Genomic DNA, 26,194 nt, shown 5'->3' with positions numbered 1-26,194 from the left:
GATTGGACTAGACCAAGTCCACTGTCAAGGCTTGCGATTCAAGGATTCACATCTGAAGTGGCGCCGGTCCGGAGGGAGTTCGGGTGCTTCGCCGGGTACCGCCCGGTCCCCGGTCCGCCGTACCGCCGGGCTGAGTACGCTCGTATGCATGGACGAGTCCTACTGCGAGACGCCCGAGCCTCCCGCCCCCGCGCCGGGCGGCCCTCCGTACGCCGAGTGCGTGCTGTGCCGCGAGCCGACCGAGTACCCGGAGTCCACCCGCGGTGCGACGCTCTGCCCGGTCTGTGAGTGGCAGGAAGCGGGCCGCACCGCCTGCTCCGGCTGACTGGTCCGGCTGACGGTTCCGACTGACCGGGGCCACCGGACGCACCGATCCCGGTGACCGCTGCGTGCGGGTCACCGGGATCGGTTCTGCGGGCGGCGCCAGGACGTGAAAGTCCTGCCTGCCCCGAGGTGTACGGCGCCGCGACGGGGAGCGTCGCCGGGCGTACGCGGGCGGTCAGCCCAGCGTGGCGGTGAGGGTGATCTTCGTACCCGTGAGCGCCTGGCTGACCGGGCAGTTGACCTTGGCATCCTCGGCGGCAGCGGTGAAGCCGTCCGCGTCGAGACCCGGGACCTCGCCCCGCACCGTGAGGTGGATGCCGGTGATGCCCTCGCCGGGCTGGAAGGTGACCTCCGCCTGGGTGGTCAGCTTGGCGGGCGGGTTGCCCGCACCGGTCAGACCGTTCGAGAGGGCCATCGAGAAGCAGCTGGAGTGGGCAGCCGCGATGAGCTCCTCCGGGCTGGTCCTGCCGTTCGCCTGCTCGGCGCGGGAAGCCCAGGTGACCGGGTAGTCGCCGATGCCTGAGGTGTCGAACGTGACGGTGCCCGAGCCCTTGATGAGCTCGCCTTCCCAGACCGTGTGAGCGACACGCGTGGTGGCCATGTTGATTCCCTTCTGGTGGCGTGAGCTCAACCTACTGGGCCACCAGCGGCTTGGCGTCGCGCGCCAGCGCCGTCAGCCGGGAGATCGCCCGGAAGTACTTCTTCCGGTATCCGCCGTTCAGCATCTCGTCACTGAAGAGCTGGTCGAAGGGGAGCCCGGAGGCGAGCACCGGTACCTCCCGGTCGTAGAGCCGGTCCGCGAGCACCACCAGCCGCAGGGCGGTCGACTGGTCGGCCACCGGCCGGACATCGGTGAGACAGACCGCGGTGATGCCTTCGGTGAGCGCGCCGTAGCGGCTCGGGTGGATCCGGGCGACATGGTCGAGCAGCGCGGGGAACGCGTCGAGCGAAGCGCCCTCGGTGGCGTACGCGGCCTTGGTGACCTGCTCGTCGTCGTACGGGGCCGGAGCCTCGGGCAGACCCCGGTGGCGGTAGTCCTCGCCGTCGATCCGCAGCGGCCTGAAGTGCGCCGAGAGCCCCTGGATCTCCCGGAGGAAATCGGCGGCGGCGAACCGGCCCTCGCCCAGCTTGCCGGGCAGCGTGTTGGAGGTGGCGGCCAGCGCGACCCCCGCCTCGACCAGCCGGCTCAGCAGAGACGAGACCAGCACGGTGTCACCGGGGTCGTCCAGCTCGAACTCGTCGATGCACAGCAGCCGGTGGCCGCTCAGCGTCTGTACGGTCTGCTGGAAGCCGAGGGCGCCGACCAGGTTCGTCAGCTCGACGAACGTGCCGAAGGCCTTGTGCTCGGGTGGGGCGGGGGTGGCGTGCCAGAGGGACGCCAGCAGGTGGGTCTTGCCGACGCCGTATCCGCCGTCCAGGTAGACCCCGCGCGGTCCGGTGGGCGCGGGGTGCTTCCGGCCGCCGAACCACCGCTTGCGGGCGGCGCCGCTCGCCGTCGCCCCGCCGAGCCCGGCGGCGAAGCCGCTGAGCACGGTCACCGCCTCGGTCTGGCTGGGCTGGTTCGGGTCCGGTACGTACGTATCGAAGCGGACCGAATCGAAGCGCGGCGGCGGCACCATCTCGGCGACCAGACGGTCGGCCGGGACGCGCGGCTCGCGGGCGCACAGGGACTGGGGGACCACTTCGGCTATGGGCGACGACACGTTCCCCACTCTAACGACCTCTCCCTACCCCGGGGGGAGGTCGTCAGCGCCGTGCCACACTCCTGACATGCGACGTCTGCTCCCTGTGACCGACCCGACACCCGTCCCCGCTCCCGTCCCCGGCCCGCAGTCCGGCACGGCCGCCGCGCACGAGTGGAGCCTGGACGAACTGGCCGAGGCCTATGCGTACCCCCCGCCGGCCGCCGGGGACGCGCCTTGGCTGCGCGCCAACATGGTCTCCTCGCTCGACGGGGCGGCCCAGCACGAGGGACGTTCCCAGGCGATCTCCAACCAGACGGACATGCGGATCTTCGGCACCCTGCGGGCGCTGGCCGACGTGGTCGTGGTGGGTGCGGAAACGGTACGTCTGGAGGGCTACCGCCCGGCCCGCGCACGGGAGGCCTTCGCCGAGCGGCGGGCGGCGGCCGGGCAGGGCCCCGCGCCCGCGATCGCCGTGGTGAGCGCGAGCCTGGACCTGGACTTCTCGCTCCCGCTGTTCACCGCTCCGCTGGTACCGACCCTGGTGATCACCGGCGCGGGGGCTCCCGCGGACCGCGTCGGGGCGGCGCGGCGGGCCGGGGCGGAGGTCGTGATCGCCGGGGACGCGAGCGCGGTGGACCCGGCCAGGGCGGTGCGGGAACTGGCCGCGCTGGGCTTCCGGCGGCTGCTGACCGAGGGCGGGCCACGGATGCTCGGCCAGTTCGTGGCGGCCGGAGTGCTGGACGAGCTGTGTCTGACGCTCTCCCCGATGCTCACCTCGGGTGATGCCCAGCGGATCGCGGGCGGTCCGGGGCTCGCGGTGCCGGAACGGTTCGCACTGGCTTCGCTCCTGGAAGAGGCCGGTTTCCTTTTTGCCCGTTACCTTCGGATCTGACAATCTGCGGAATCTGCCGTTCCGCTTTCTCTTCTTTGGGCAGACTTAGATCGCAGACCCCGTGCGAACGCGGGGAAGGATGGTTTCAGCAGAAGGGCTCCTTTGGTGTTCACGAGCGTATTGATGATCGAGAAGCCGCTGTCGTCCGAAGACATGGAGTTCGTCACCACGCTGCACGGGGACGAGACCGTCGCCTTCTTCGTACTGATGCAGCCCCGCGGTGACCAGGCCGATGTCCTGCTCCGCGCCCTCGACGACGTGGCGATGGGCGAGCTGGACGAGGCGGGGCGCGAGGGAGAGGTGCCCGAGGGCGTGGACGCGAAGGTCCTGGCGGAGGCAGCACTCAAGCAGTCCCTGGCAGGCCTGCGGGACAAGGGCTGCGAGGCGGACGGGCAGGTCGTCGAGAGCCACCCGCTGGACCTGCTGACCTCCGTGGTCGAGGAGAAGTCGGCCGACGAGGTGATCGTGCTCACGGAGCCGCACTACGTGGAGGAGTTCTTCCACCGGGACTGGGCCTCACGGGCCCGTCACAAGGTCGGCGTACCGGTGCTCAAACTCTTCGCGCACAGCGAATAGGCTGGTACCCCCTATCACGTACAGCTTGGGAGACACCCGTATGGCACCCGACAGCCCTGCCGCCATGGACCGACCGCACTTCATCGGCATCGGCGGCGCCGGGATGTCGGGCATCGCGAAGATCCTCGCCCAGCGTGGATCCGAGGTCGCGGGCAGCGACTCCCGGGAGTCCCCGACCGCCGAGGCGCTGCGCGCGCTGGGCGTGACGGTGCACATCGGCCACGCGGCCACGCATCTGGCGGACGACGCCACCTGCGTCGTCGTCTCCAGCGCCATCCGCGAGGACAACCCGGAGCTGGTCCGGGCGGCCGAGCTGTCCATCCCCGTCGTTCACCGCTCCGACGCGCTCGCCTCGCTGATGCGGGGGCTGCGCTCCATCGCCGTCGCGGGTACGCACGGCAAGACCACCACGACCTCGATGCTCGCCGTCGCCCTGACCGAGCTGGCCCTCGACCCCGCGTACGCGATCGGCGGCGACCTGGCCGGACCCGGCACCAACGCGCGGCACGGCACGGGCGAGATCTTCGTCGCCGAGGCCGACGAGAGCGACCGCAGTTTCCAGAAGTACGCCCCCGAGGTCGCCGTCGTCCTCAACGTCGAGCTGGACCACCACGCCAACTACGCCTCGATGGAGGAGATCTACGACTCCTTCGAGACCTTCGTCGGCAAGATCGTCCCCGGCGGCACCCTGGTGATCTGCGCCGACCAGCCCGGCGCGGTCGAGCTGACCTCCCGGGTCCGTGACCTGTCCACGCTGAAGGTCGTCACCTACGGCGAGTCCGCGTCGGCCGACGTACGCGTCCACAAGATCACCCCGCGCGGCCTGACCAGCGAGGTCACGGTCGTCCTCAACGGCAAGTACCTCACCTTCACCGTCTCCGTCCCCGGCCGTCACTACGCCCTCAACGCGGTCGCCGCCCTGGCGGCCGGTGTCGCCCTCGGCATCCCGGCGCACAACCTGGCCTCCGCCCTCGGCAAGTACACCGGGGTCAAGCGCCGCCTCCAGCTCAAGGGCGAAGCCGCGGGCGTCCAGGTCGTCGACTCGTACGCGCACCACCCGACCGAGATGACCGCCGACCTCGAAGCGATGCGCGGCGCGGTCGGCGACGCCCGGATCCTCGTCGTCTTCCAGCCCCACCTGTTCTCCCGCACCCAGGAACTGGGCAAGGAGATGGGCCAGGCCCTGGCCCTGGCCGACGCCTCGGTGGTCCTCGACATCTACCCGGCCCGCGAAGAGCCGATTCCGGGCATCACCAGCACGCTGATCATCGACGCGGCGCGGGTGGCCGGTGCCGATGTCGCCGCCGCCCACGACAAGACGCAGATCCCCGAGATCGTCGCGGGAATGGCCAAGCCGGGCGATCTCGTTCTCACCATGGGAGCGGGCGACGTCACGGACCTCGGCCCGCAGATCCTTGACCACCTGTCGAGCTGAGGGAGCCCCCATGTCGTACGACGTCGAGAAGCCGGACGAGCAGTGGCGGGCGGAGCTGACCGACGCGGAGTACGCGGTGCTGCGCAAGGCCGGTACGGAGCCCGCCTTCGTCGGTGAGTACACGGACACGAAGACGACCGGCGTCTACTCCTGCCGGGCGTGCAACGCCGAACTGTTCCGCTCGGACACCAAGTTCGAGTCGCACTGCGGCTGGCCGTCCTTCTACGACCCGAAGGACTCGGACGCGGTCGAACTGATCGAGGACCACTCGCTCGGCATGCGACGGGTCGAGGTCCGCTGCGCCAGGTGCGGCTCGCACCTCGGTCACGTCTTCGAGGGCGAGGGGTACGCGACACCGACCGACCAGCGGTACTGCATCAACTCGATCTCCCTGCGGCTGACGCCGGACGCGGGCTGACGCCGCCCGATTCGGAACGGTGACCCTGCCGGCCCCTTCACGGGGACGGCAGGCCTCGCCCGGCGAGCCGTGATACCGGTCATACGCTTGTGGGCATGGCGAAGACGCGGATCAGTATCAGCCTTGGACAGGGGCAGGCCGAGCGGATCAAAGAGCATGCGGAGCGGGCCGGTACGGACGTGTCGGCCTGTCCGGTGCATGCCGCGACGCGGACTGATCGCGCTTCGTGGCACTCCTCAGGCCAGGAGGGCCGGCCTGAGGACGTCCACGCACCACTGGCGGAGGCCGGTGGGTGCGGAGGCGGGGGTGCTCGGCTCGACGGCGCCGTAGAAGCCCTGGTCGCTCAGGGCTTCCACCATGTCGGCCATTCCCTGCGCCCAGGCCTCGCTCGCCCCGAAACGCAGGGCCGCCGCCCTCTGGTCCGCGCTGCTGATCTCCTGGAAGCGCACCGGACGGTCCAGCACCTCGGAGACGACCCGTGCCATGCCCTCGGGCGACAGGTCGTCGGGTCCGACCAGCGGGACGTCTCCCTGCCCGGTCCAGGAGCCGTCGAGCAGCAGCCGGACCGCCGTGGCGGCGATGTCGCGGGTGGCGCAGGTGCGCAGAACGCGGTCACCCTTCCCCGCCAGGGAGAACACACCGGCGTCACGGATCGACGCGGCCTGACGCAGCAGATTCTCCATCAGGAACGGCGGACACAGCGCCCGGTAGTGCACACCCGTGGCCGTGATCGCCTCGTCCATGGCGAGCGACGCCGATACCTGCCCGGCGTGCTTCGCCACTCCGCGGCCCAGGGTCGAGACGCCGACGACCCGCTCGACACCCTGGCGCCCGATCACCTCGCACAGCGGCTCGGTGAAGCCGTGGAAGTGGCCCTCGACGCTGTCGGCCCGGGGCGCCGGGGGCACCAGCCAGAACAGCCGGTCGGCGCCCGCGCATGCCTCCTGCAGAACGGCGGGGTCCGCGTGCGACCCCCGCACGACCTCGACGCACTCGCGCGCCCGCACGGAGAGGCGGGCAGGGTCGCGGGCGATCACCCGGATCTCCGTCGTGCCGTCCGGGCCCTGTACGTCGAGAAGCCGGTCGAGGACCTGCGCGCCGATCTGGCCGGTCGGGGTGGTGACGACGATCATCATGAACGACTCCAAGGGAGATGCTTCGACTGGATGTCGTCGAGCCTGTCGCCTGGTGCGACCGAACTGAAGGACCGATCCGCTCCCACTTGTTACCCTCAGGGCAATACCGAACAGGGAGAGAGCGTGGAATCCCGCCCGCTGCGCTACTTCGTCGCCGTCGCCGAGGAGCTCAACTTCACCCGCGCCGCCGAGCGCCTCGGCATCTCCTCGCCGCCCCTGTCCCGCGCGATCCGCCAGCTGGAGAAGGAGCTGGGTGTCACGCTCTTCGAGCGGACCACCCACAGAGTGGCGCTGACCCCGGCGGGAACGGTGCTCCTCGCGGAGGCGGGGATCGCCCTGGATGCCCTGCAGGCCGCCGGGCGGCGGGTCCAGCGGGCGGCTGCCCCGGAACCGAAGCTGGTCCTGGCCGTCAAGGCCGACGGGGACGCGGGGCTGCTGGGGCCGATCCTGGCGCGCTACGCGTCCGAGCCGGCGGCCGTACCGGTTACCGTCCGGCTGTGCGGCCAGCACGAACAGCCGCAACTGCTGCGCCGGGGCGAGGCCGATGCGGCCCTTGTCCACGAGCCGTTCGACCGGACAGGCCTGGACAGTGAAGCGCTGGCCACCGAACCGCGCGTCGCCGCCCTCGCCGCCGCCCACCCGCTCGTCGCCCGGGACAGCCTGACCCTCGCCGACCTCGGCCTGCGCCCCGACGGTCTGCACCCGGTCCTCGAAGAGACCCGCGTCGTGGGTCGCGACCTCGCCCAACTGCTCACCCTCGTCGGGCTGGGCGGTCCCACGCCCTTGCTGCCCGCCTCCGTCGCCGCCCGCTACCCGCGCCCGGGTGTCGTCTACCGGCCGGTCCCGGACGCACCGCCCGCAGTCCTCGTCATCGCCTGGCCGCAGCAGTCCCGTTCGACGGCCACGGCGGCACTCGTCCGCGCTGCCGCGTCCGTGGCCGACACCGCGGGGGACCGGCAAGCGGGCCAGGTCCCCGTTTCGCGGGCCACGGACGGCTCGACCGTCGGCTGACGAGCGCCACTGCGCCCCTGCGCCACTCCGGTACCGGTCGGGGCGCCCGCCGACCGGTGGGAAGCGCTCGACCGCGTACCGGGAAAGACCGTCCGGGCGTCCGGGCCGAGCTCGACCTGCCGCGTCGAGGCGTCGGTCCGTACGCCGTCAGGAAGACCGGCCGGGGTCGTCCGGGGAGGGGCGGCGGCCCCGGCCGGACAGGCGCCGGCCGATGCGGCTGAGCGCCCCCGGCCGGTTCCACTCGCGGAACTCCCGGGTCCAGCGGCCTCCTTCGCGCTCCAGGTGTCCTTCCACGGAGGTGATGTCCGCGTCGGGCAGCGCTCGTACGACCGGGCGGAGCACCTTGTCGAGCAGCGACGTACGCGTCTCGTCCCAGGCCGGGCTTGCCTTCGGCCGTGCGGACCAGGCGCTGAAACAGTCGGCCACGTACGCGGGGACCGCCCGGAGCCGGTCGCGTACGGCCTCCTGCCGCGCGGCCCGGCCGTATGCCGCGACGAGGTCCGGATCGCCGCTGTCGATCAACGCGTACAGCTCGCCGTCCGGCCGGTCCGGGGACAGCAGTCTCCTGGCGACCGCGCCGAAGGCATGGTCCAGCACGGTCGGTTCGACGGGTTCCGCGGCGGACCGCAGGGACACCGCGCGGCCGGCCCATCCGCTGCCGACCGTCCCGTCCCGGAGGCCCCCGGCGAATTCGAGGAGCAACAGGGCCGCGCGGACCCGCGGTTCGAGGTCTTCGGGGAAGGAGCGCAGCACGTCGTGCGCGAGGTCCGGCGCGGCCGGATCCTCGCCGGGGGCTTCGAGCGCGGCCCGCACGACATCGGCCCAGGCCCCGGAAGCGCGGAAGGGGTCCGATCCGTTCTGCCCGAGCAGCAGGCGCGCTTCGCCCGCCGTCATCGCGGCGCTTCCCCACACCAGCCGTACGGCGGTGCGCAGGACCGGGGGATCGGCGAACAGGGAGACCCCACCGGCCCGGACCACCGTGTGCAGCGCGGCGACGCGGTCGCTCCCGACCGCTTCGGAGGAGGGCGCTGCGGCGCACATGCGCAGATGCGGCAGCGCCTGAACCCCCGTGAACAGCAACGGAATCCGGGCGAGCAGCCGGACGGCCGCGGGCGGATCCGCCGCCGCGAGAGCGTCCAGCTCGCCGAGCAGCGCGGCACGGAACTCGAACCGGTCCTCCAGCACGGTACGCACGCCGGGGGTGTACGCCCCGTCCGGATCGGCGATCAGCGCACGGGCCTGCCGGCCCGCCACCTCGGCCAGCAGATCCGTGCAGTCCACGCCCAGGACGTCGGCGATACGCAGCAGTTCGACCGCGCGTGGTACGTCCTGCGCGGAGTCGGCGATCCCGGCGCGCAGTTCGGGAGCGAGCTCGGTGGCGAGTCGTTGCCGAAGGCTCTCGGTGAGTGCGTCCGGGTGGTCGACGACCCAGTCGGCGGCTGCCGTACGGCCGCTGGGGCCGAGAGCGGTCCCGGAGCGGAGCGCGGCGACGGCGAGGCGGCCCGCGTCGAAGTGCCCGCCGGGCAGGGACGGAGCCGCCGCGAACAGCTCCGGGGCCCGGCTCAGCCAGATCTCGGCAGCCAGCTCGGCCCAGCGGTCCGGACGACCGGACTCCGTGGCGACAGAGTCCGGTGGCCGCTGCCCCGCCGGCTCGCCGGGGCCCGGAACGGTGCAGTCGATCACCCGGTAGCGCTCCTCGTGCCCGGCGAGGGCCTGCACGTCGTCCGGCAGCACCCCGATGATCTGCTGCCCGGCCTGCCGAGGTTGCCTCGTATAGGTGGTGAAGGTCAGCCGGTGCGCGCTCGCATCCGGCAGAACGGCGCAGGCCAGTGCGATCCAGCGGGCCACATTGGAGCTGTCCCGCTCGACGAGCACGATCCGTGCGGCGGCCTCTTCCTCGTCCGTTCTCCGCAGAGCGTCGAAGAACACGGCGAGCCACGGGGCGCGCACGGCGGCGAAATCCGCCAGCTCGTCCCGGTCGAACTGCCACGGCGCCGACAGCGTCTCCAGCGGCCGGGGCACCCCGCCGTCCGGAGTGACCGCCGCCCACTGGGGCGAGCGCCAGGTGGCGATGGGCAGTACACCGCCGGGCAGTTCTGTGTCCAGGGGCAGATGCACGCAGTGCGCGTGGAAGTCGCTCCGCCCGCTGGGGTCGGCTCCCGTACAGACCGTCCGGGCCAGCAACCGGCCGCCGTCCGCGAGTGAACTGTGACTGAACACTGCGGGAAACGCGGCGAGTTCGGATGCGGAGGGCCGGGGCGGGGCGCTGCGAGGCGGTTCGTATCCGATGAGCTGCTCGGCCTCATCGAGGACCGTCCGGGGCACGCCGGGCGATATCGCCGTGAAGCGGAGCCCCGGTCCGTCGGCTCCTGGGGGCGCCGGGGTGCAGTGGAACTGTGCCAGGTTCATGCGTCGGCCTTCCGGGCGGGCTTGCCGGACCCGGGCCGTACGGGATTGCCGGACTCGGGGGCGGCCGGGGCGCGTTCGGGGCAGGAGCGGCACACAGCGGTTGTCATGTCAGCGCATCACCAGGGTCGCGGGGCGGGTTCTTCGAGGGGGTACGCCGATGGTCCGGCTGCCGGAGAGGACGCCTCTCAGGGGGAGATGGTGGACGGGCAGCGGTCGCGATGTCGCGTTCGACGGTGCCGGTTACGGTACAACTCCCGGCCGGTGGAGGACGAAAGTGCCCTGGGCGGATCCGCCCGGCGGTGCCCGGAGAGGACCCGTTGCCACGCCGCGACTGCCGACCGCCGTGTCCGAAGTCCGCCAGCGGACCGGGGGAGGCCCGCCGAGACTGGGCGCATGACCACGTACCCGGCACTTCCCATCCCGTCCGCCACGCTTGAGGAACTCCGCGACACCGATGACTCCGGGCGGCCGATGCGGCCGTACACCGCAGGTGCGGGCGGTGATTCCCCCGACTGCGTGGGGAGTCCACTGCGCTGTTGTCTGCGGGCCGTCGAGCCCGGCGAGCGGGTCGCGCTCGTCTCGTACGCACCGTTGCGCCGCTGGGCGGCAGCGACCGGGGCCGGGCCCGGAGCGTACGACGAGGTGGGGCCGGTCTTCATCCACGCCGAGGCGTGCGGAGGGCCGCGAGGGGCCGGGGGCTATCCCTTCGCGCGGGTGGGGGCGCTGCGCACCATTCGCCGTTACAACGCCGCGGGGCACATCGTCGGAGGCCGCTTCTTCGAGATACCCGAGCAGATGGAGGCCGGGTTCGACCGGGCCTTCGGGGAGGCGTTCGCGGAGCCGGAGGTGGCGCTGGTGCATGTGCGGGCCCTGGAGTACGGCTGCTTCCAGTTCGAGGTGCGGCGGCCGTGATCCGTTCCGGCGATCCCCGCTCCTGAACGGGCATTCCCCGGGCCGGAGTTGACGGCTACCCTCCTGCGGTCACGGCCTTCAGCTCGTCGAGCGACTCGCCGATGAGCTGGGACATGGTCCGCTGTTCGGTGTCGCTGATCCACTGCTCGAACGCGACCTTGAAGACGGCTATCCCCGCCTCGGCAGCCAGACTCGCGGCCGGTTCCGCGACGCCGCGCCGGCGCAATGTGCCGGCCAGCGCCCCGGCCAGCGAGGCGAGCTTGATCAGTTCGCGTTCCCGTAGTTCCGCGTTGGCGGTGATGATCTTCTGGCGCTGCCGGGAGTGTTCGCGGCGCTCCTCGAAGACGGCCGCGGCGGCGTGCAGGGCCGTGGCCACCGCGTCGATCGGCGCCGCGGAAGCGGGCGCGTCGGTGAGGGTGGTCACGAAGAGCTCCTGGAGGGACGACGAGCCTCCGAACAGGACCTCGCGCTTGTCGGCGAAGTGCCGGAAGAACGTGCGCTCCGTGAGCCCGGCCCGCTTGGCGATCTCGGTCACGGTGGCCTGTTCGAAGCCGCGCTCGCTGTACAGCTCCAGCGCGGCCTGTTCCAGTCGGCCGCGTGCGTTCGGCTCCCATCGACTCATGTCGTTCATCCTATGTGATGACAGTGACTGGCATCAGATGTAGGTTGATGACAGTTGCTGACATCGGTGGCACCCGCCGCGCTTGCCGTGGCGCGGGCCACCGACTCACCCGGGAGGTTCCCCATGCGCGTATTCATGACCGGTGCGTCCGGCTGGATCGGGTCCGCTGTCGTGCCGGAGCTCATCGGTGCAGGTCATCAAGTGGTCGGTCTCGCCCGCTCGGACGCCTCGGCCGCTGCCCTCAACGCGGCCGGGGTGGAGGTGGTGCGCGGCTCTCTGGACGATCTCGACGGCCTGCGGAGTGCGGCTGCCGCGTCGGACGGCGTGATCCACCTCGCGTTCAAACACGACATCGCTTTCACGGGGGACTTCCAGGGCGCCGCCGATGCTGATCGCCGCGCCATCGATACCTTCGGCGAGGCGCTCGCGGGTACCGACCGGCCGTTCGTCATCGCCTCGGGGACGCTCGGCCTCGCGCCGGGCCAGGTCGCGACCGAGCGGGACGGGCAGCGCTCCGACTGGCCGGTGCCGTTCGAGGGTGCGCGGGTCCGGCTGGCCAACGCGCTGACGACGGTCGCCCTCGCTTCCCGGAACGTCCGCTCATCGGTGGTGCGGTTTCCCCCGACGGTGCACGGTGACGGGGACCACGGCTTCATGGCGGCCCTGGTCGGCACCGCCCGTGGCAAGGGTGTCTCGGGGTACGTCGGCGACGGCGCCAACCGCTGGCCCGCCGTGCACCGGTTGGACGCCGCCCACCTCGTCCGGCTGGCCCTGGAGAAGGCCCCCGCGGGATCGACGCTGCACGCGGTCGCCGAGGAGGGGGTTCCGATCCGCGCTGTCGCCGAAGTCATCGGGCGCCGTCTCGATCTCCCCGTGGCGTCCGTCCCGGCCGAGGACGCCGGCGAGCACTTCACCTGGCTGGGCGGCTTCCTGGGCCTGGACGGCCCGGCATCGAGCGTGCTGACCCGCGAGTTGCTCGGCTGGCAGCCGACCGGACCGGGGCTCCTTGAGGACCTCGACAAGGGGCACTACTTCCGTGCCCCGTCCGACGGAACGGTCTGACCAGGAGGGAGGACCGACCGGCACGCACGCCCTGCGGCCGTCGCCGTGGTTGCCGTGCGGTCCGGGGACGTCGGAAAGTACCCTGACCGTGGAGCGAGTGGGGCGCGCGAACCGGACGCGGCCCCTGACGTCGGGGGAGGACGTATGGGGAGTCGGCAGCTGCCTGTGTTGCCGAAGTACCGGACGGACGCGGTGACGCGCCGGCTATGTGCGGCGGCGCATCTGGACGAGCAGTTCGCCCGGCAGGTGCATGACGAATTCACCGCGGACGGGATGACAGCCGCCGGGTTGCCGCTCGGTATCAACCTGGTGGCGCTGGTGCGGCACGCCACCGTTGCGGCCAGGCGCGGCGATGTGCGGGACCGCCGACTGGCCTGGCTCTTCGCCGGGTTGTGCGCGGCAGTGATTCTCCTGCTGTACGGGCTCGTTGCCGGACCGTCCGGGGCCGTGGCGATCGGCGGCGGCGGGATGCTCGCCGTGTTCGCCGCCGCGTGGTGGCTCGTTCACCAGGCGGAGAGCGAGGCGCGCGCTGTCGCGCTCGCGGTCTACCGGACCGGTACCAGGTCCGAGGATCTGGTACCGCCCGCACCACCGGAGGTGGAGCGCCGACTGCTGGAGATGAAGCGGGCCAACGTGGTGCCGTACACGGCGAGTGCCGAGCGGACCAATCCGTTCGTCGGCAGCGGGGCGAAGATCAAAGAGGTGGTCTGGCAGCCCATGGACATCAGCCGCCCTGCCGCCGCCTCCGGTGTTGGCAGTCCGGCCGTCAAGCCCTTCGACGCCGTCGACCTGCACACCTATGTGGCCAAGGAGATGGCGAACATCGCCGGGCTCGAAGGGCTGCGGGCACAGAACAGGCTCTATGTGCACGGCACCCATGTCCCCCTCGTCGGCAAGGAGTTGCTGCCCGATCCGCTGGGCCGCCCCTGCGCGCAGATTCCCAAGCAGCTGGTGCAGGCCGGTCTTGTTAACCCCGGCGCCGGGATGCGCACCTATCTCAGCCTGGAGCGGGTCGGCGAGGGCGGACGGGTGATCGTGTCGATGCATCTGCGGGCCCGGTTGCACCACCCCAGCCTGTCCTGGGAGGTCGCGGCGTACGCGATCCCGCCCGTCAGCAGCAGATTCCACCGGGTGGACCGGCTGCCGATCGACGGCTTCGAGCGGTGGTGGAGCCTGACGCGATTCGCGACCGGACAGACCTGGCCCGCTCTGCGTGGCGCGCTGGGCCGTAACCACCGCCGGGGCTCGGAGCAGAACCGCCGGGTGCGCGAACTGGAGAAGTGGCGGAAGGAGATCAGTAAACGGCACGCGGCCTACGACTACGGCGCGGTCGACAGTCTGCGCGAACGTGTCTCGTCCGCCGCGGAGTTGGGCCACTCGGACCGCACCGACTCGCAGGACTTCCTGTACCGGCTCCAGCAGGGCGTACTGACCGCGACGGAGCGCTTCCTGAAGGATCATCATGTCGATACGAGTTCGTTCGACCGGGCTCAGCAGGTCATCAGCACGCAGACCTACAACTTCTCCGGGGACGTGACCGGCCCGAGCAACTTCGGAAACAACGGCCAGATCGCGGCGTACGGACCGGGGGCTCAGCAGCCCGGAGCCTCCGGGCCCGCCGGTGGACAGCCCTGAACTGACGGTGGGCAGACCCGAACTGCCGGAGCCACTCATGCATGCGACGATCAGGAGGACCGATGAGTACGTTCAATTTCAAGGGTGACATCTCCGGGCCCAGTAACTTCGGTGACGGCGGGAAGATCGAGATCCACCAGCACGGGATGAGCCCGGCCGAAGCGATGCGGCTCGCGACCCAGCTCGTACAGCAGTTGCGGGCCGAGGGCCGTCCCGCCCTGGCCGCGGAGGCGGAAGTAGTACGCGGTGAGCTGGCGCGGGCCGGGCAGGGGAGCCCCGTCGCAGACCATGGGCGGATCCGGCAGGCGCTGGAGACCATCTCGCTCGGGCTTGCGACGGGTAGCGGGGGACTCGAACTCGTGCGGGAGCTGGGGCGGTTCGTCGGAATGTGAGCTGCCCCGAACCGCCCCGAACCGGCTCGGAGTCGCCCGCCCGGCTCATTTCGCCCGTACGACGCCCCTGGCTCCGCTCGTTCCTTCGCCGAGGACCAGTTCAAGGCCCGAGCGGAGCGGCACCGTCTGGCCAGGGGCGATCTCCTGGGCCGTGCCGTCGGAGCGGGTGCCGGTCCACACCGTGTCCGAACGGTTCGCCAGCCCGAACCTGCCCGGCTTCTTCGGGTGTTCGGTCAGCTCGGCCACCAGAGTGGTGTCGCTGTAGTCGTGCCGGGTGGGCTCCGGCACCAGATGGTGGGCGTGCACCCGGGACGTGCGGTGCAGCAGGATGTGCCGCTCCGCGCGCGGCGGGGGAGTGGTGAGCACCAGCCGGGGCGGCAGGATCAGCGCGCTGCCGCAGGACCAGCACGCACCAGCAGTGCTCTGTGCGGGCTCGGTCATGTTCTGACGGCCGCAGTGGGCACAGTCGACCACCGAGTCGAGTGCGGCCCGCAGGGCGTCGCGCCACTCCGATTCCCTTACCCGGGCCGCCGGATCACGCAGCCCGGTCGTGAAGTTCTTCGTGAACAGACCCTGCAGTGACGCCGGGGCCACGGCCCAGGTGGCCAGGACGGTGCTCTGCTCGACGGGGTCGGGTGCGTTCGTGACGTCGTCCGGGTCGAAGACGAACAGCGGCTCCTTGCCGTACAGCCTCTGCTCGGCCGCCTCGTCGAGGCAGTGGATGGCCAGCTCCTTCCGGCCCTTCAGCGGATGATGGTTCATCAGGAGCATGAACAGCAGCACGGAGAGCGAGTGCAGGTCGCTCTGGGTGCCGGGTGTCGCGCCGGAGTCCCCCCGTACCAGTTCCGGCGCCATGAACTCCATGGTCCCGGAGATGCCGCTGCTGTCCCCCTCCACCACCGCGTTGTCGTTGTCGCACACCCGGACGTCACCGGTGTCCGGGTCGAAGAAGATGTTGCCCCACGAGATGTCCCGGTAGGCGATGCCCCGGGAGTGCAGCGCCTGATAGGCCTCGACCGTGTAGAGGCAGGCGGTCAGCAGTGCGCGGGGCGTGGTGCGCAACTGCCGCTTGAACAGGGCGGGCAGGCCCTTGAACCGGTCAGGGCGGACGTCCATGAGGTAGCCGAACGCGCTGTTCGCGCCCTCTACGTACGCCGTGGGCCACAGGAAGCGGTCGTCGTTGAAATCGCGGGCCACCAGTTGCTGCACGATGGCCCGTTGCTCGGGTGTCGCGCACGCCGGGTAGTACCACTTGAGTGCCTTGTCACCGCCGGGGGTCTGCACCCGGTAGACCTCGCCCTGGCCACCGGCTCCGAGCATGCCGGTGACTCGCACCTCCTCTCCGCTGTCCGAGGCGAGGAGGGTGTCGTTGTCGAGCATGCCCGTCATGATCTCTCCGTTATCCGTCTGCTGCGGGGGGCTGTGCGGGCCGCCACGCGGCGGCCAGGGTGGTGTCGTCCCCGGAGAACTGTGCCGCCTTCGCGAGCCATTCGGGCAGCACACTCCGTACGCCGTCGGTGCCCTCGTCGATCAGCCGCTGGTCCAGACCCTCGATGAACTGGGCGAAGCCCCGGTCCGACGCGAAGCTCTTGGACAGGCCGTCGGTGGACAGCGCGATGAGCCGGGGCATCCGCGACGGTTCGGTGACCGGCGCCCAGTACATCCGCACCAGACGCCAGGCGTCGCGGCTGCACAACGACTCCGTCTCGTCGCCGAGTTCGGCCTCGGCAGGGGCCAGCGGTGATTCCGCCCGGCCGTCGTCCTCCACCAGGGTCAGTTCGCCGTCACCGAGCTGCCAGGCGGCGAACAACTGCGGAGTCAGCACGGCGCCGATGAGCGTGGTGCCGTACAGCACCAGCTTCTGCTCGGGGGTGGCTGCCGGGTCGGTCCGCTCCGCCGTCTCCTGGAGGCGTGTCCAGTTGCCGAGCGCCTTCTCCCGCCAGGCACTGATGAGCCGCCGGGGGAGGGTGTGCTGGGCGTAGTTCATCAACCAGGCCAGGCTCGGCGGCCCGTCCGCGCCCCCGGCGCCCGCCAGCTCGCCGAACTGCCGTGCCTGGTCGGCGAACATGTCCACCGCGTACCGCGCACCCAGGTTGCTCCGTGCGTGCGCTGCCGAGCCGTGCCCGTCCGCGACCGCGAGGATCAGCGGCTCGTCCGCCGTGCCGCACCCCGCGGCGTGGTGGAAGTCCTGGTTGCGCGGCTTGTTGACGCCCTGGACCGTGCCGGTGAGCGTGGTCCAGGGCGGCAGCTGAGGCGTTCGGAGGCGTGGATCCTCCACGGGTGACCCGCTCACCACACGTCGTCATCGTCGTCGTCCAGCACCGGCGGGGCGTAGGGCGGCTGCGTGACCTTGTTCTCCGCGGAGCCCACGACAGGTTGGGACGCGGCCTTGACGGCGGCCGTCGAGGCCCAGCGGATCGCCGCGGCCAGCTGCTTGGGACTGTTGGCGTCCAGCGGCTGGAGCTCCGGGTTGCCGAGGAATTCCTGCAGCACGCTCCGGTCGGCGTCCGTGCCGATGGCGATGGCCACCCGTACGGCCTTCCGGCCCCACGGTGTCTCGTCGATGGCCTTCAGCCCTGCCTTCCAGTCGTCGGTGGGCACCCCGTCCGAGACCAGCGCCAGCACCGGCTTGAGCGCACGCTGAGGCATCGGGGGCGTCCGGAGCTCGGCCGCCACCGTGTGCAGCGCCTCACCCAGATTGGTCATCCCGTCCACCTGCACGTCCTGCCAGACGAAGTCGTCGACCGGTACGGGGTCCTTGTGCTGCCACTGGGCGGTGGTGGAGAAGGTGAGCGTGCGCAGCAGTAGCTGAGCCGCCGGATTGTCGTTCGCGACCGACCGCATCTCCGGGACGGCCTCCCGGATCGCGTAGTTGAGCTGGCCGATCTTCTCGCCCATCATGGAATACGAGCAGTCCAGCAGCCAGATGAAGTGGACCGGCCGGTTCGCCATCGGTCCGCCGGGGATGTCACTCACTCCATGTCCTCCCTTTCGTCTTCGTTGTTTCTTCCGGGGCACTGCCGAAACGTGTCAGTTGCCGGGCCCCCGGTCCATGTACGTGAGGAGCACCGCGACCAGGACTCCGGAGGCGACGATCGCGGTGACGAACAGGGCCAGTGCGAGCCGCCGTCCCCTGGCCACATGTGGTGTCACGACTTCCATACGGTGTGCCGTCAGCCTTTCACTTGATCGGTTTCGGCCGCAGTTCCAGTCCCGGTCCCGGTCGCTGTGCCGGCTCGCGGCCCGGGAAGGCCCGCCGAGTGGTCCTCGGCGACGAGCGATCCGACCCGCAGACCCGACAGCGCCAGCACCCACAACACCGGCTCCGCTGCCCGGCGCTGCTCCCGGTCGAGTGCGCCCGCGCCGGTGGCCGCACGGGCGCTCACCGCCCAGTAGCGGGCGGTCCCGAAGTCGTGGCGCACCGCCCGGACCAGTGCGCCGAGGCCGATGCCCTCCAGCCAGCCGTCGATCCTGGTTCCGGGCACCGGCAGGGCGGCGATGCCGTCCAGCACGTCCCGTTTGGTGACCACCGTGGCCACCGGGAGCCGTCCGCGTCGGCCGGTGAGCGCCGAGAGTTCCCCGGTGAGCCGCTGATAGGTGTCCATGGGGCCCTGGTCGGCTGGGCGTGCGCCCGCCGCCAGATTCGCGTCGTCACCGTGCAGCGCACGCCGGACCTGAGGTTCCGCGAGGACGTCGGCGACCAGGACCACACCGTCCGCGTGCGCCAGGTACTGCTGCTCCCGGACCACACCGGCGTCCCGCAGGGACTCGCCCATCGGGTCGTACAGGTACAACAGACGCCGCTGCCTGCCGTGCCCGACGTACAGCATGAGGGCGCGGGGCGGACCGCCCTGCGTCTTGAGCGCCCAACCGGCGCTGTCCACCTGCCGCTTGAGCGCCGTGGCCTCCTTGCGGTCACTCGGTGAGGCGTATTCCACCGTGAGCCGGGTGCGCCGCGACCAGGCCTGCAGTCCGGCGACCATCGCGGCCATCAGCATCGTCTTCCCCGACGACGTCCCGCCGATCAGCGGCAGATGCACGACCCGGGTACGGCCCACCGCCTCCGGAAGTTCCTGTTCGCACGACGGACAGCGGGCCGCGAAGCTGCCCCGGCCGCCGAGCGAGGTGGTGGCGAGGCGCCGTCCGCAACCGCAGACGTGCCACAGCACCCCGTACCGGCCGGGCCTCAGCTCGCCGTGGGCCGCGCCGCAGTCCGGACAGCGGTGGACGGCCAGCCCGAACGGCAGATAGCAGCCGGGATGCGGGCACTTCATACGGATGTGCCGGACGAGCCGCCAGAGCCGTTCCACCGCGCGCAGAAGTCCCACGGCAGTCACCGCGGACAGCCACACCAGGGCGAGCAGCACCCCGAACACCAGCAGGACCAGGGTGGTGACCAGCGTCGCGAGCAGCGCGCCAAGGATCGCCCCGGCGGCCGTTCCCGGTGCGACGGCCCGCAGCACCGTGCGCGTGAACTTGTTCACCCCGCGGATTCCGGTGGTGGGCCGCCGTCCCCGGAAAAGCCGCGGGACCGACCGTCGCAGCCACTCGGTGGTCAGCCGGTACCGGATCGAGAGCAGCCCACCACGCACCGAGTCCCGGGCATCCCGCCACATCTGGTCCGACCAGTAGGCGCGGTGTGCCGGTTCGCCCGTGCCGACGGGCCGGACGCGAGGATCGGGTGTTCCCGCCGACCGGGGGCCGAACATGTTTCCCGCGGTCACCAGGGAGAGTCCGAGGAACATCCAGAACGTGTAGCCCAGGCAGAGGAACACGGCCACCCCGGCGGTGCAGCCCAGGGCCAGCTTCACCAGGATCACCACGACCGGCCGTCCTTGCGGGGCGGTTCCACGTCACCCGGGCGCGGGCCTTCCGCCGAGGGGCGGCGGCCCCGCCCGGACAGCTTCCGGCCGATGCGGCCGAAGGCCCCCGGCCGGTTCCACTCGCCGAACTCCCGCACCCAGCGGCCCCCTGCCCGCTCCAGATGTTTCTCCACGGATTCCACGTCCGCCTCCGGCAGCGCCCGTACCACCGGGCGGAGCACCTTTTCGAGCAGCGACTTGCAAATCTCTTCCCAGGCCCGGCCCGCCTGTGGCCGCGAGGACCAGGCGCTGTAACAGTCGGCCACATAGGCGGGGGACACCCGGAGCCGGTCGCGCACGGTCTCTTCCCGCGCAGCCCGCCCGTACGCCGCGATCAGGTCGGTGTCACCGGCGCCGATCAGCGCGTACAGCTCGCCGTCCGGCCGCCCCGGAGACAGCAGGCGCCTGGCTACCGCTCCGAAGGCCTGCTCCAGCACCGCCGGTTCGACCGGTTCGGCGACGGCCCGCAGCGACACCGCGCGGTCGGCCCATCTGCCGCCCGCGTCCCCCCGCTCGAGGTCCCGGGCGAATTCGAGGAGCAGGAGGGCTGCCCGCACCCGTGGTCCGAGCTCTTCGGGGAAGCAGCGCAGGATGTCGTGTGCGAGGTCCGGGGCGTCCGGGTCGTCGCCGGGGGCTTCGAGGGCGGCCCTGACGAGGTCGGACCAGGTCCCGGAGCCCGAGCCGGATCCAGGGGTGCGGAACGGATCGGATCCCGTCTCCCCGAGCAGCAGGCGCGCTTCGCCCGGCGTCATCGCGCCGTCCCCCCAGACCAGTTGGACGGCGGTGCGCAGGACCAGGGGATCGGTGAACAGGGAGACCCCACTGGCCCGGATCACTGCGTGCAGCACGCCGACCCGGTCGCCCCCGGCCGCTCCGGACGCGTGGGCCTCGGCACACATGCGCAGATGGGGGAGGGCCCGCACCCCGGTGAGAGGCAGCGGAACCCGGGCGAGCAGCCGGGCAGCCGCGGGCGGGTCGTCCGTGGCGAGAGCTTCGAGTCTGCCGAGCAGCACAGCACGGAACTCGAACCGGTCCGCCAGCACGGTACGTACGACAGCGGTGTACGCCCCGTCCGGATCGGCGACGAGCGCGTGTGATAGCCGCCCCGCCGTCCCGTCCAGCAGGTCCGCGCAGTCCACGCCGAGGAGCCCGGCGATGTGCAGCAGTTCGACCGCGCGCGGTACGTCCTGCGCCGGGTCGGTGATCCCCGCCCGCAGTTCGGGACCGAGTTCGGTGGCGAGGCGCTGCCTGACGTCGTCGGTGAGCGCCGAACTCGCCGGAAGTACGAGCCCCGGTGTGGGCGTACGGACCGCGTCGGTCAGTACGACGCCCCCGAGCGGCGCGGCGACCGTGATCGGGGCGCGGCCCGCGAGCGTCGCGAACAGCCTTGCCAGAGCGGCCGATTCGGCGGGCGGCCGGGCCGTCCCGGACATGCTCAGTGCTCCGGTGAGCCGGGCAAGCTCCGTGTCGTCCAGCGCGTCCGGGTGGGTGCCCGCCCAGTCGGCGGCTGCGGTACGGCCGCCCGTGCCGAGGCCGATTCCGGCGCAGAGCGCGACGACGGCGAGGCGGCCCGCGTCGAAGTCCCCGCCGGGCAGCGCCGACGCCTCCCGGAACAGTCCCGGAGCCCCGCCCAGCCAGACCTGCGCGGCGATTCCTGCCCAGCCGTCGTCCTCGGAGACCGCGGGCTGCCGCCCCGTCGGCTCCCCGGGGCCCGGACCCGTGCAGTCGAGCACCCGGTAGCGCTGGTCGTACCCGGCCAGGCCCTGCCCGTCGTCCGGCAGTACCCCGATGATCTGCTGCCGGGCCTGCTGCGGTCGCCTCGTGTACGTGGTGAAGGTCAGCCGGTGTGCGCTCGCCCGCGGCAGCGCGGCCCCGGACAGCGCGATCCACAGTGCCACGTCGGCGCTGTCCCGCTCGATCAGCACGATCTGCGGCGCGGCTGCGTCCTCGACCAGTCTCCGCAGACCGGCGAAGAACGATGCGAGCCACGGCACGCGCGACGCGGCGAATCCGGCCAGCGCGTCGCGGCTGAACCCGCCGGGCACCGGCCGTACCTCCAGTGGTTCCGCCACCGCACCGACCGGGGTGGTGGTGGCCCACTGCGGTGAGCGCCAGGCCGCGATGGGCAGAATCCCGCCCGGCAGTTCCGCGCCCACGGGCAGATGCACGCCGTGGGCGTGGAAATTGCCCCACCGCCCGCTGTAGTCGGACCCGGTGTACACCGTGCGGGTCAGCAGCCGGCTTCCGTCGGCGAGTGAACTGTGGCTGAACGCCTCCGGAAACGCCGCGAGTTCGGTGCCATCGGGCCGCGGCGGGGCGTCGCGGGGCGGTTCGTAGCCGATGAGCTGTTCGGCTTCCCTGAGCACCGACCGGGGCAGGCCAGGTGTCACCGCCGTGAAGCGGAAGCCCGAACCGTCGGGCCCCGGTGGCGCGGAGGTGTAGTGGAGCTGGGCCAGGCTCATACGTCGGCCTTCCGTGCGGACTTGCCGGAGTCGTGGTCCCTGCCGGGCTTGTGAACGGGAAGCAGACCGCGCCGGGCGAGCAGCCACAGCAGCGGGTCCTCGATACGCAGCGGCTGCGGCCCGGACTTGGGAGCGTCGGCCGGGGCGTGCGCGGGCGGTGGGGCGCCGAGCGCCGAGAGCCCGAAGAGCGACAACTCGGCGAAATCACGCTCCAGTTGACGGGTCAGCGCGCCGGAGTCCCAGCTCTCCATCAGTGAGCGCATCTCCTCATGCACGGCCAGCCGCTCCTGCTCACTCACCATTCCGCCGCTGTGCGGGGCGTTGCGCAGCAGCGGGGAGTGCGGGTCGAGCAACGGCCGAAGCATGTCGGTCTTGGTGACGGCGACCGCGATCGGGGTGGTGACCCGGCCGCGGGAGCCCCCGCGGCCGTGCGCGCGCAGCTGGGCCGCCAGATCGGCGGCGATCTGCTGCGGGGACGTCTCCACGGAGGGCAGGGGCGGCCCTTCACCCGGTGGCAGCTGGTCACGTACGGAACCGAGCTGCAGGGGGTCGACGAGCAGAATGACGCCGTCGGCCGCGGCCAGGTAGTGGGTGTAGCGGTCCATCGCCTCAGCGCTCTTCAGGTCCTCACCGGCGGCGTCGAAGAAGACGAGCGCGGTGTGCCTGCTGCCGTCGCCCAGACGTTTGCGGCGGGGCAGGCTGAGCCGGTAGAGCAGTGGGTCGTTGAAGCCCATGGCGGCGGGCCGGGTGGCATCGGGCAGCCGCAACTGGTCGTACAGATCCTCCGACATCTCCCGGTCGCGGCGCTGGGTGTCGCTGCCCATCGCGGCGATCGACGCTTCGTAGGCGCGTCCCACCCGGTTGCGCAGCTCATTGACGAGTACCGACACGTAGGTGCTCTTGCCCGACGCCTTCGCACCGACCAGGGCGATGATGCGGCTGTCCTGGTCGCAGTAGTCACTGGGGAAGTCGCTGTGGCAGCGGCGGCAGACCCGTACGTGCGTGGACACCCCGCAGCCGGGGCAGGCGGCCCGCGCACCGCCGCCGCGGAGTCCGCCCAGGGTGCGCGGAGGCGGGAACACCGGGCCGCGCATCCGCAGTGCCGGTGGAATGCTCGGGCCCATGAACTCGGCCCAGACGTCGTCGCGTTCCGCGTCGCAGGGGGTACCGCCGCGCACCCGGGTGGCTGTCATCAGACAGCGGAACGGCAGCCGTGCGGCTGTGGTGCGTTCGAAGCAGTAGGGGCAAATGACGGTTGTCATGTCAGCGCATCACCAGGGTCGCGGGGGAGAGTTCTTCGAGGCGTACGTCGGTGGCTCCGCCGCCGAGGAGGAAGCCGCGCAGAGCATAGGGCGGCGGGAGGGTGCCGACGGCTATCTCACGTTCGACCGTGCCGGTACGGTACAACTCCTCACCCGTCAGCCGGAGAACGGTGGTTCCGTCGGCGGGGTTGCCCGGCCGGAGCGGGGCCCGTCCGCCGCCGCCCCGGGCGACCAATACGAACTCGGGTACGTCTGTGGGGAGTTGACCACCGGGCGAGACGAGCGTGACCCGTACGGTGGTGGGCCTGCCGAGCAGCGGGCGGCGGCTCCCGGGGATGATCCGGTAGCTGATGGTGAGCTCGGCGGGGAGTACGGCCCCGGCGCGGACCGGCTGCACGACAACGGTGTCCGCCCTGCGCGGTTCGGCGGTCGCGGTCAGACGGGCGGCGGTCGGGCCCACCGGGATGTACAGCCCTTCGCGGAGGAACACGCTGCGGGCGATCCGGTGCTGGACGTGCCTCCCGTCCTGCTCCGCGCTCACGGTCACCAGTCCGGTGTCCCCGGGCCAGTCGAAGGTGACCCGGGCGAGCCCGTCCGTGGCGCGGGCCGCGGCGAGCGAAGTGACCGGGGCCGGTGCCTCGATCAGGACACCGGGGCCGACGACGGCGCACGGGCCGAGGACCGCGAGGGAGGTGACCCGGGTGAGGCTGCCCGGCGGGGCCACCAGGCCCCCGGCTCTCCGGTCCCAGGCGAGCGGCACCGGCAACGGGCCTGCGGATTCTTGCAGTTCGGTGCCGGGTGGCGGTGGTCCGCCCGGCCAGTCGACGAGTTCGACCTTCGCGTCGTCGCCACCGGTCCAGGTGAACCGCACGGCCCCGTCCCGGGCCGTGGCGCTCAGCTCCCGCACCGGGGACGGCCAGGGGAGGACGGTGGTGCGCGCCTCGGCGCCGGACGATTCGACGTCCGTGCCGTCGGCTGTGCGGTAGCGGCAGCTGATCCGGATCCGGTACGCGCCGGTCGGCAGTCCGTGCGCGGTGAACCTGCCGCCGGCGCAGGGGATCTCCTGCGCCCGCCCGTCGGGGCCCGTCAGCAGCACGCGAACGCCGCGGGCCCCGCCCGGCTGCTCCCAGGTGGCTTCGATGCGAGACCTGCCGGGAGCCGGCCTGATGCGGGTCACTTCCGGGGTGGCGCGCAGCGACCCGGACACGAGCGGCGGTCCGTCGACGACTCCGGCGAGCAGCGGCAGCGCAGCGTAACGGACCTCACTGCCCAGCGGGGGACTCGGGTCGAGCGAGGCTCCGCCCGTCGCGTGCGGCTGGACTTCGGCGAGGGACGCCCGGCCGTTCCTGACCCGGGTGAGTCTGATGACCCGCCAGGTCCTGGCAGCGGGCTCGCCCTCCTCGGACCAGGCCAACTTCACGGCGTCCGGGGCGAGTTCGAGCCGCAGTGGGCCAGGTGAACCGGTGGCGGGCCGATGGGTGCGGACGAGGCCGCGGACGGCGACGGGGCAGTCTCCTGCCAGCCGGGCCGCCCGCAGGTAGTACCCGCCCGCTGCTTCCGGGTCCCCTTCGCTCTCGGAACCGCGGGCCCTGTCGAGTGTCTGGTCCGTCTCGCGTACCCGGGCGGTGACCGCGGCCAGCCGGACCGTGAGGAACGGGTCCTGTTCGCTGCCCGGCAGCAGCAGCGCCGCCATCCGGGCGGCCCGGCGCAGTCGGCCGCGCTCCCATTCGTCCTGCAACCCCTCGGCCGCGGAACGCTGCTCGGCGCTGAGCGGCTTCCGTGCGCGCACGGCGTGGACGAGCGCTCCGGCTTCGGCCGGATCGACACCGAGCGAGACCGCGGTGGCCGGTTGCCCGCCCTGCGGATGGCTCTGCAGCAGCTCGGTCAGCTGATAGAGGAGGACCCGCCGCACGGCCGTCAGGTCCGCTTCGTGGATCTCCGTCAGCTGCCCCAGCAGGGCAGCCGCTTCAGGTCTCTGCGCCTGTAGCCTGCGCAGCTCGTCAGCGTCCAGGTGCTGTCGGTCATGGGGTGTGCGCGGAACGTACACCCCATCGAGCACCCGCACCGTCTCCCCGCGTGCCACGAGCGCCTCGCCGATGTGCCGCAGCCCGAGGGCACGCTGCTGTGCGAGGAGCTGTCCGTAGCGGGGGACCAGTGGGGAGAGCGGCAGCCAGGGCAGCGCCCGGGGCAGCCCGAGGTGGTGCCCGAATTCCAGCCCCACGATGTGCCCCCATGAATGGTTCCCGGCTCCGCCCGTCCATCCCAGCAGATGATTGCCGCGGGCGTGGGGGTTTCGGGATCTTGAGGTGGCCGCCGGCCGGAGAGCCCTGTGACCGGCTCCCCGCTGTCAGTCCTCTTCCGGAACCGTCGGACGCAGCTGGGGATGCACCACACCGGGAAACACCCGCACCCGGACGACCGGCTCCGCGGATCCGCCCTGGATCACCGTCTCCGCGATGCCCCACGGGCGGCCCGGCAGGACCACGGTGAGCGTGTAGGTGGCCGCGCAGCCGGTGCAGCGGTACCGGTCCGCCCAGGTCTCGACGTCCGTGAGGCTGCCGGGGGTGCGGGCCGTGTGCCGGTGGCGGGCGTGGCAGCGGTCGCAGGTCTCGCCGGGCTCGCACGTCCCGCCGCAGGGGCACGGCAGGTCGAACGAGTCCGCGGGCTGCCAGCGCTGCGTGAGGACGGCCTCCCGGGTGGCGCCCATGTCCTTCATCGCTTTGAAGTTGGCGGCGGCGACGTTGTACGACTCGCCGGTACGGGCCATCCGGGTCCGGATGACATCCTTGCGTCCGCGGTTCGTGGTCATGTGTTCCTCTTCGGGGGGTCACGCAGCCCGTAGAGGCTCATGAGATCGGTCCGTACCACGGTACCTGGCTTCCCGCACGGTCCAGGACCGCAGGTAATCCCCGCCCGTCGCGGGGAGTTGGAGTGAATGGTGTCGAAGACGACCCTTCCATGGAGGTTCGAGACCTCTTCGTGATTGAAGAGTGCGCGAAGCGTGCTCGTTACTGCACCGAGAGAGCTTTTTTCGATCAGCTCTTGTCATTTGCGTGCAGGACAGTGCAGGATCAGGTCATCTTGCAGACCAGAACGCCA

The 26,194-nt window shown here is 71.6% G+C and carries 24 protein-coding genes; 10 read left to right on the top strand and 14 right to left on the bottom strand.

Annotation, left to right across the window (positions count from 1 at the left end; translation table 11 throughout):
• Nucleotides 1–148 precede the first annotated feature (148 nt).
• Entirely contained in the window at nucleotides 149–325 is a 177-nt protein-coding gene (locus tag NBY69_RS32990) for a hypothetical protein (RefSeq protein WP_250305640.1), read from the top strand.
• Nucleotides 326–499: 174 nt separating this feature from the next.
• Here NBY69_RS32990 and NBY69_RS32985 read toward each other — a convergent pair whose 3' ends face one another.
• Together NBY69_RS32985 and zapE are read right to left on the bottom strand one after the other, a co-directional pair.
• Nucleotides 500–925 (bottom strand): OsmC family protein, encoded by a 426-nt coding sequence (locus NBY69_RS32985; protein WP_250305639.1) that lies wholly within the window; start codon nucleotides 923–925, stop codon nucleotides 500–502.
• Nucleotides 926–956: 31 nt separating this feature from the next.
• Nucleotides 957–2,027: a cell division protein ZapE gene (gene zapE / locus NBY69_RS32980; RefSeq protein ID WP_250305638.1), complete on the bottom strand. Its 1,071-nt coding sequence runs from the start codon at nucleotides 2,025–2,027 to the stop codon at nucleotides 957–959.
• 67 nt (nucleotides 2,028–2,094) lie between these two features.
• On the opposite strand from zapE, the gene NBY69_RS32975 reads away from it, so the two are divergent.
• The 4 genes from NBY69_RS32975 (at nucleotide 2,095) to msrB (ending at nucleotide 5,330) form a co-directional block, all read left to right on the top strand.
• Complete coding sequence (locus NBY69_RS32975; RefSeq protein WP_250305637.1) at nucleotides 2,095–2,901, top strand: pyrimidine reductase family protein; 807 nt, start codon at nucleotides 2,095–2,097, stop codon at nucleotides 2,899–2,901.
• A gap of 105 nt (nucleotides 2,902–3,006) precedes the next feature.
• A complete protein-coding gene (locus tag NBY69_RS32970; protein WP_250305636.1) occupies nucleotides 3,007–3,477 on the top strand; it encodes an indole-3-glycerol phosphate synthase in 471 nt (156 codons plus the stop codon).
• A 40-nt stretch (nucleotides 3,478–3,517) separates the two neighbouring features.
• Nucleotides 3,518–4,912, top strand: coding sequence for a UDP-N-acetylmuramate--L-alanine ligase (gene murC / locus NBY69_RS32965; protein WP_250305635.1), 1,395 nt, complete (start codon nucleotides 3,518–3,520; stop codon nucleotides 4,910–4,912).
• A 10-nt stretch (nucleotides 4,913–4,922) separates the two neighbouring features.
• Entirely contained in the window at nucleotides 4,923–5,330 is a 408-nt protein-coding gene (gene msrB, locus NBY69_RS32960; RefSeq protein WP_250305634.1) for a peptide-methionine (R)-S-oxide reductase MsrB, read from the top strand.
• A 236-nt stretch (nucleotides 5,331–5,566) separates the two neighbouring features.
• Here msrB and NBY69_RS32955 read toward each other — a convergent pair whose 3' ends face one another.
• Nucleotides 5,567–6,463 carry an NAD(P)H-binding protein gene (locus tag NBY69_RS32955; protein WP_250305740.1) on the bottom strand — a complete coding sequence of 299 codons (897 nt, stop codon included), beginning with the start codon at nucleotides 6,461–6,463 and terminating at the stop codon, nucleotides 5,567–5,569.
• 126 nt (nucleotides 6,464–6,589) lie between these two features.
• Between NBY69_RS32955 and NBY69_RS32950 the strand changes: the two genes are divergently transcribed.
• Nucleotides 6,590–7,477 carry a LysR family transcriptional regulator gene (locus NBY69_RS32950; RefSeq protein WP_250305633.1) on the top strand — a complete coding sequence of 296 codons (888 nt, stop codon included), beginning with the start codon at nucleotides 6,590–6,592 and terminating at the stop codon, nucleotides 7,475–7,477.
• Between the two features lie 147 nt (nucleotides 7,478–7,624).
• Here NBY69_RS32950 and NBY69_RS32945 read toward each other — a convergent pair whose 3' ends face one another.
• A complete protein-coding gene (locus NBY69_RS32945) occupies nucleotides 7,625–9,886 on the bottom strand; it encodes a GTPase-associated protein 1-related protein (protein ID WP_250305632.1) in 2,262 nt (753 codons plus the stop codon).
• Nucleotides 9,887–10,279: 393 nt separating this feature from the next.
• Here NBY69_RS32945 and NBY69_RS32940 point away from each other — a divergent pair, with 393 nt between their 5' ends.
• A complete protein-coding gene (locus tag NBY69_RS32940) occupies nucleotides 10,280–10,798 on the top strand; it encodes a DUF1203 domain-containing protein (protein WP_250305631.1) in 519 nt (172 codons plus the stop codon).
• A gap of 55 nt (nucleotides 10,799–10,853) precedes the next feature.
• Here NBY69_RS32940 and NBY69_RS32935 read toward each other — a convergent pair whose 3' ends face one another.
• Entirely contained in the window at nucleotides 10,854–11,420 is a 567-nt protein-coding gene (locus NBY69_RS32935) for a TetR family transcriptional regulator (RefSeq protein ID WP_250305630.1), read from the bottom strand.
• A gap of 123 nt (nucleotides 11,421–11,543) precedes the next feature.
• On the opposite strand from NBY69_RS32935, the gene NBY69_RS32930 reads away from it, so the two are divergent.
• The 3 genes from NBY69_RS32930 (at nucleotide 11,544) to NBY69_RS32920 (ending at nucleotide 14,509) form a co-directional block, all read left to right on the top strand.
• Complete coding sequence (locus tag NBY69_RS32930; protein ID WP_250305629.1) at nucleotides 11,544–12,482, top strand: SDR family oxidoreductase; 939 nt, start codon at nucleotides 11,544–11,546, stop codon at nucleotides 12,480–12,482.
• 144 nt (nucleotides 12,483–12,626) lie between these two features.
• The gene (locus NBY69_RS32925; RefSeq protein WP_250305628.1) at nucleotides 12,627–14,117 is read left to right on the top strand and encodes a hypothetical protein; all 1,491 of its coding nucleotides are present in this window, start codon (nucleotides 12,627–12,629) and stop codon (nucleotides 14,115–14,117) included.
• Between the two features lie 62 nt (nucleotides 14,118–14,179).
• Nucleotides 14,180–14,509, top strand: coding sequence for a hypothetical protein (locus NBY69_RS32920; RefSeq protein WP_250305627.1), 330 nt, complete (start codon nucleotides 14,180–14,182; stop codon nucleotides 14,507–14,509).
• Nucleotides 14,510–14,554: 45 nt separating this feature from the next.
• Here NBY69_RS32920 and NBY69_RS32915 read toward each other — a convergent pair whose 3' ends face one another.
• The 9 genes from NBY69_RS32915 to NBY69_RS32880 all read right to left on the bottom strand — a co-directional run bounded on the left by NBY69_RS32915 (nucleotide 14,555) and on the right by NBY69_RS32880 (nucleotide 25,904).
• Nucleotides 14,555–15,898: a protein kinase domain-containing protein gene (locus tag NBY69_RS32915; protein ID WP_250305626.1), complete on the bottom strand. Its 1,344-nt coding sequence runs from the start codon at nucleotides 15,896–15,898 to the stop codon at nucleotides 14,555–14,557.
• 10 nt (nucleotides 15,899–15,908) lie between these two features.
• Nucleotides 15,909–16,787, bottom strand: a complete 879-nt coding sequence (locus NBY69_RS32910) for a protein phosphatase 2C domain-containing protein (RefSeq protein WP_250305625.1) — start codon at nucleotides 16,785–16,787, stop codon at nucleotides 15,909–15,911.
• A gap of 11 nt (nucleotides 16,788–16,798) precedes the next feature.
• A complete protein-coding gene (locus tag NBY69_RS32905; protein ID WP_250305739.1) occupies nucleotides 16,799–17,461 on the bottom strand; it encodes a tellurium resistance protein in 663 nt (220 codons plus the stop codon).
• Between the two features lie 78 nt (nucleotides 17,462–17,539).
• Nucleotides 17,540–17,662: a hypothetical protein gene (locus tag NBY69_RS37465; RefSeq protein WP_284349978.1), complete on the bottom strand. Its 123-nt coding sequence runs from the start codon at nucleotides 17,660–17,662 to the stop codon at nucleotides 17,540–17,542.
• A gap of 20 nt (nucleotides 17,663–17,682) precedes the next feature.
• Entirely contained in the window at nucleotides 17,683–19,332 is a 1,650-nt protein-coding gene (locus tag NBY69_RS32900; RefSeq protein WP_250305624.1) for a TRAFAC clade GTPase domain-containing protein, read from the bottom strand.
• Complete coding sequence (locus NBY69_RS32895; protein WP_250305623.1) at nucleotides 19,326–21,833, bottom strand: GTPase-associated protein 1-related protein; 2,508 nt, start codon at nucleotides 21,831–21,833, stop codon at nucleotides 19,326–19,328. The genes NBY69_RS32900 and NBY69_RS32895 overlap by 7 nt, the downstream gene beginning before the upstream one ends.
• Nucleotides 21,830–23,095 carry a TRAFAC clade GTPase domain-containing protein gene (locus NBY69_RS32890; RefSeq protein ID WP_250305622.1) on the bottom strand — a complete coding sequence of 422 codons (1,266 nt, stop codon included), beginning with the start codon at nucleotides 23,093–23,095 and terminating at the stop codon, nucleotides 21,830–21,832. The genes NBY69_RS32895 and NBY69_RS32890 overlap by 4 nt, the downstream gene beginning before the upstream one ends.
• A 1-nt stretch (nucleotide 23,096) precedes the next feature.
• A complete protein-coding gene (locus NBY69_RS32885; RefSeq protein ID WP_250305621.1) occupies nucleotides 23,097–25,316 on the bottom strand; it encodes a hypothetical protein in 2,220 nt (739 codons plus the stop codon).
• Between the two features lie 126 nt (nucleotides 25,317–25,442).
• The gene (locus NBY69_RS32880) at nucleotides 25,443–25,904 is read right to left on the bottom strand and encodes a hypothetical protein (protein WP_250305620.1); all 462 of its coding nucleotides are present in this window, start codon (nucleotides 25,902–25,904) and stop codon (nucleotides 25,443–25,445) included.
• Nucleotides 25,905–26,194: the final 290 nt, after the last annotated feature.

The organism is Streptomyces sp. A 4/2 (assembly GCF_940670765.1).
Taxonomy (GTDB): Bacteria; Actinomycetota; Actinomycetes; order Streptomycetales; family Streptomycetaceae; genus Streptomyces.
The sequence above is the reverse complement of the archived record's forward strand: the minus strand, read 5'-3'. Positions and strand labels throughout refer to the sequence as shown.

Coding starts and splice junctions, on each gene's coding strand:
- NBY69_RS32990 (WP_250305640.1), top strand. CDS start 149: ATGGACGAGTCCTACTGCGAGACGCCCGAGCCTCCCGCCCCCGCGCCG.
- NBY69_RS32985 (WP_250305639.1), bottom strand. CDS start 925: ATGGCCACCACGCGTGTCGCTCACACGGTCTGGGAAGGCGAGCTCATC.
- NBY69_RS32975 (WP_250305637.1), top strand. CDS start 2,095: ATGCGACGTCTGCTCCCTGTGACCGACCCGACACCCGTCCCCGCTCCC.
- murC (WP_250305635.1), top strand. CDS start 3,518: ATGGCACCCGACAGCCCTGCCGCCATGGACCGACCGCACTTCATCGGC.
- msrB (WP_250305634.1), top strand. CDS start 4,923: ATGTCGTACGACGTCGAGAAGCCGGACGAGCAGTGGCGGGCGGAGCTG.
- NBY69_RS32955 (WP_250305740.1), bottom strand. CDS start 6,463: ATGATCGTCGTCACCACCCCGACCGGCCAGATCGGCGCGCAGGTCCTC.
- NBY69_RS32945 (WP_250305632.1), bottom strand. CDS start 9,886: ATGAACCTGGCACAGTTCCACTGCACCCCGGCGCCCCCAGGAGCCGAC.
- NBY69_RS32940 (WP_250305631.1), top strand. CDS start 10,280: ATGACCACGTACCCGGCACTTCCCATCCCGTCCGCCACGCTTGAGGAA.
- NBY69_RS32935 (WP_250305630.1), bottom strand. CDS start 11,420: ATGAGTCGATGGGAGCCGAACGCACGCGGCCGACTGGAACAGGCCGCG.
- NBY69_RS32930 (WP_250305629.1), top strand. CDS start 11,544: ATGCGCGTATTCATGACCGGTGCGTCCGGCTGGATCGGGTCCGCTGTC.
- NBY69_RS32925 (WP_250305628.1), top strand. CDS start 12,627: ATGGGGAGTCGGCAGCTGCCTGTGTTGCCGAAGTACCGGACGGACGCG.
- NBY69_RS32920 (WP_250305627.1), top strand. CDS start 14,180: ATGAGTACGTTCAATTTCAAGGGTGACATCTCCGGGCCCAGTAACTTC.
- NBY69_RS32915 (WP_250305626.1), bottom strand. CDS start 15,898: ATGACGGGCATGCTCGACAACGACACCCTCCTCGCCTCGGACAGCGGA.
- NBY69_RS32905 (WP_250305739.1), bottom strand. CDS start 17,461: ATGGCGAACCGGCCGGTCCACTTCATCTGGCTGCTGGACTGCTCGTAT.
- NBY69_RS32895 (WP_250305623.1), bottom strand. CDS start 21,833: ATGAGCCTGGCCCAGCTCCACTACACCTCCGCGCCACCGGGGCCCGAC.
- NBY69_RS32890 (WP_250305622.1), bottom strand. CDS start 23,095: ATGACAACCGTCATTTGCCCCTACTGCTTCGAACGCACCACAGCCGCA.
- NBY69_RS32880 (WP_250305620.1), bottom strand. CDS start 25,904: ATGACCACGAACCGCGGACGCAAGGATGTCATCCGGACCCGGATGGCC.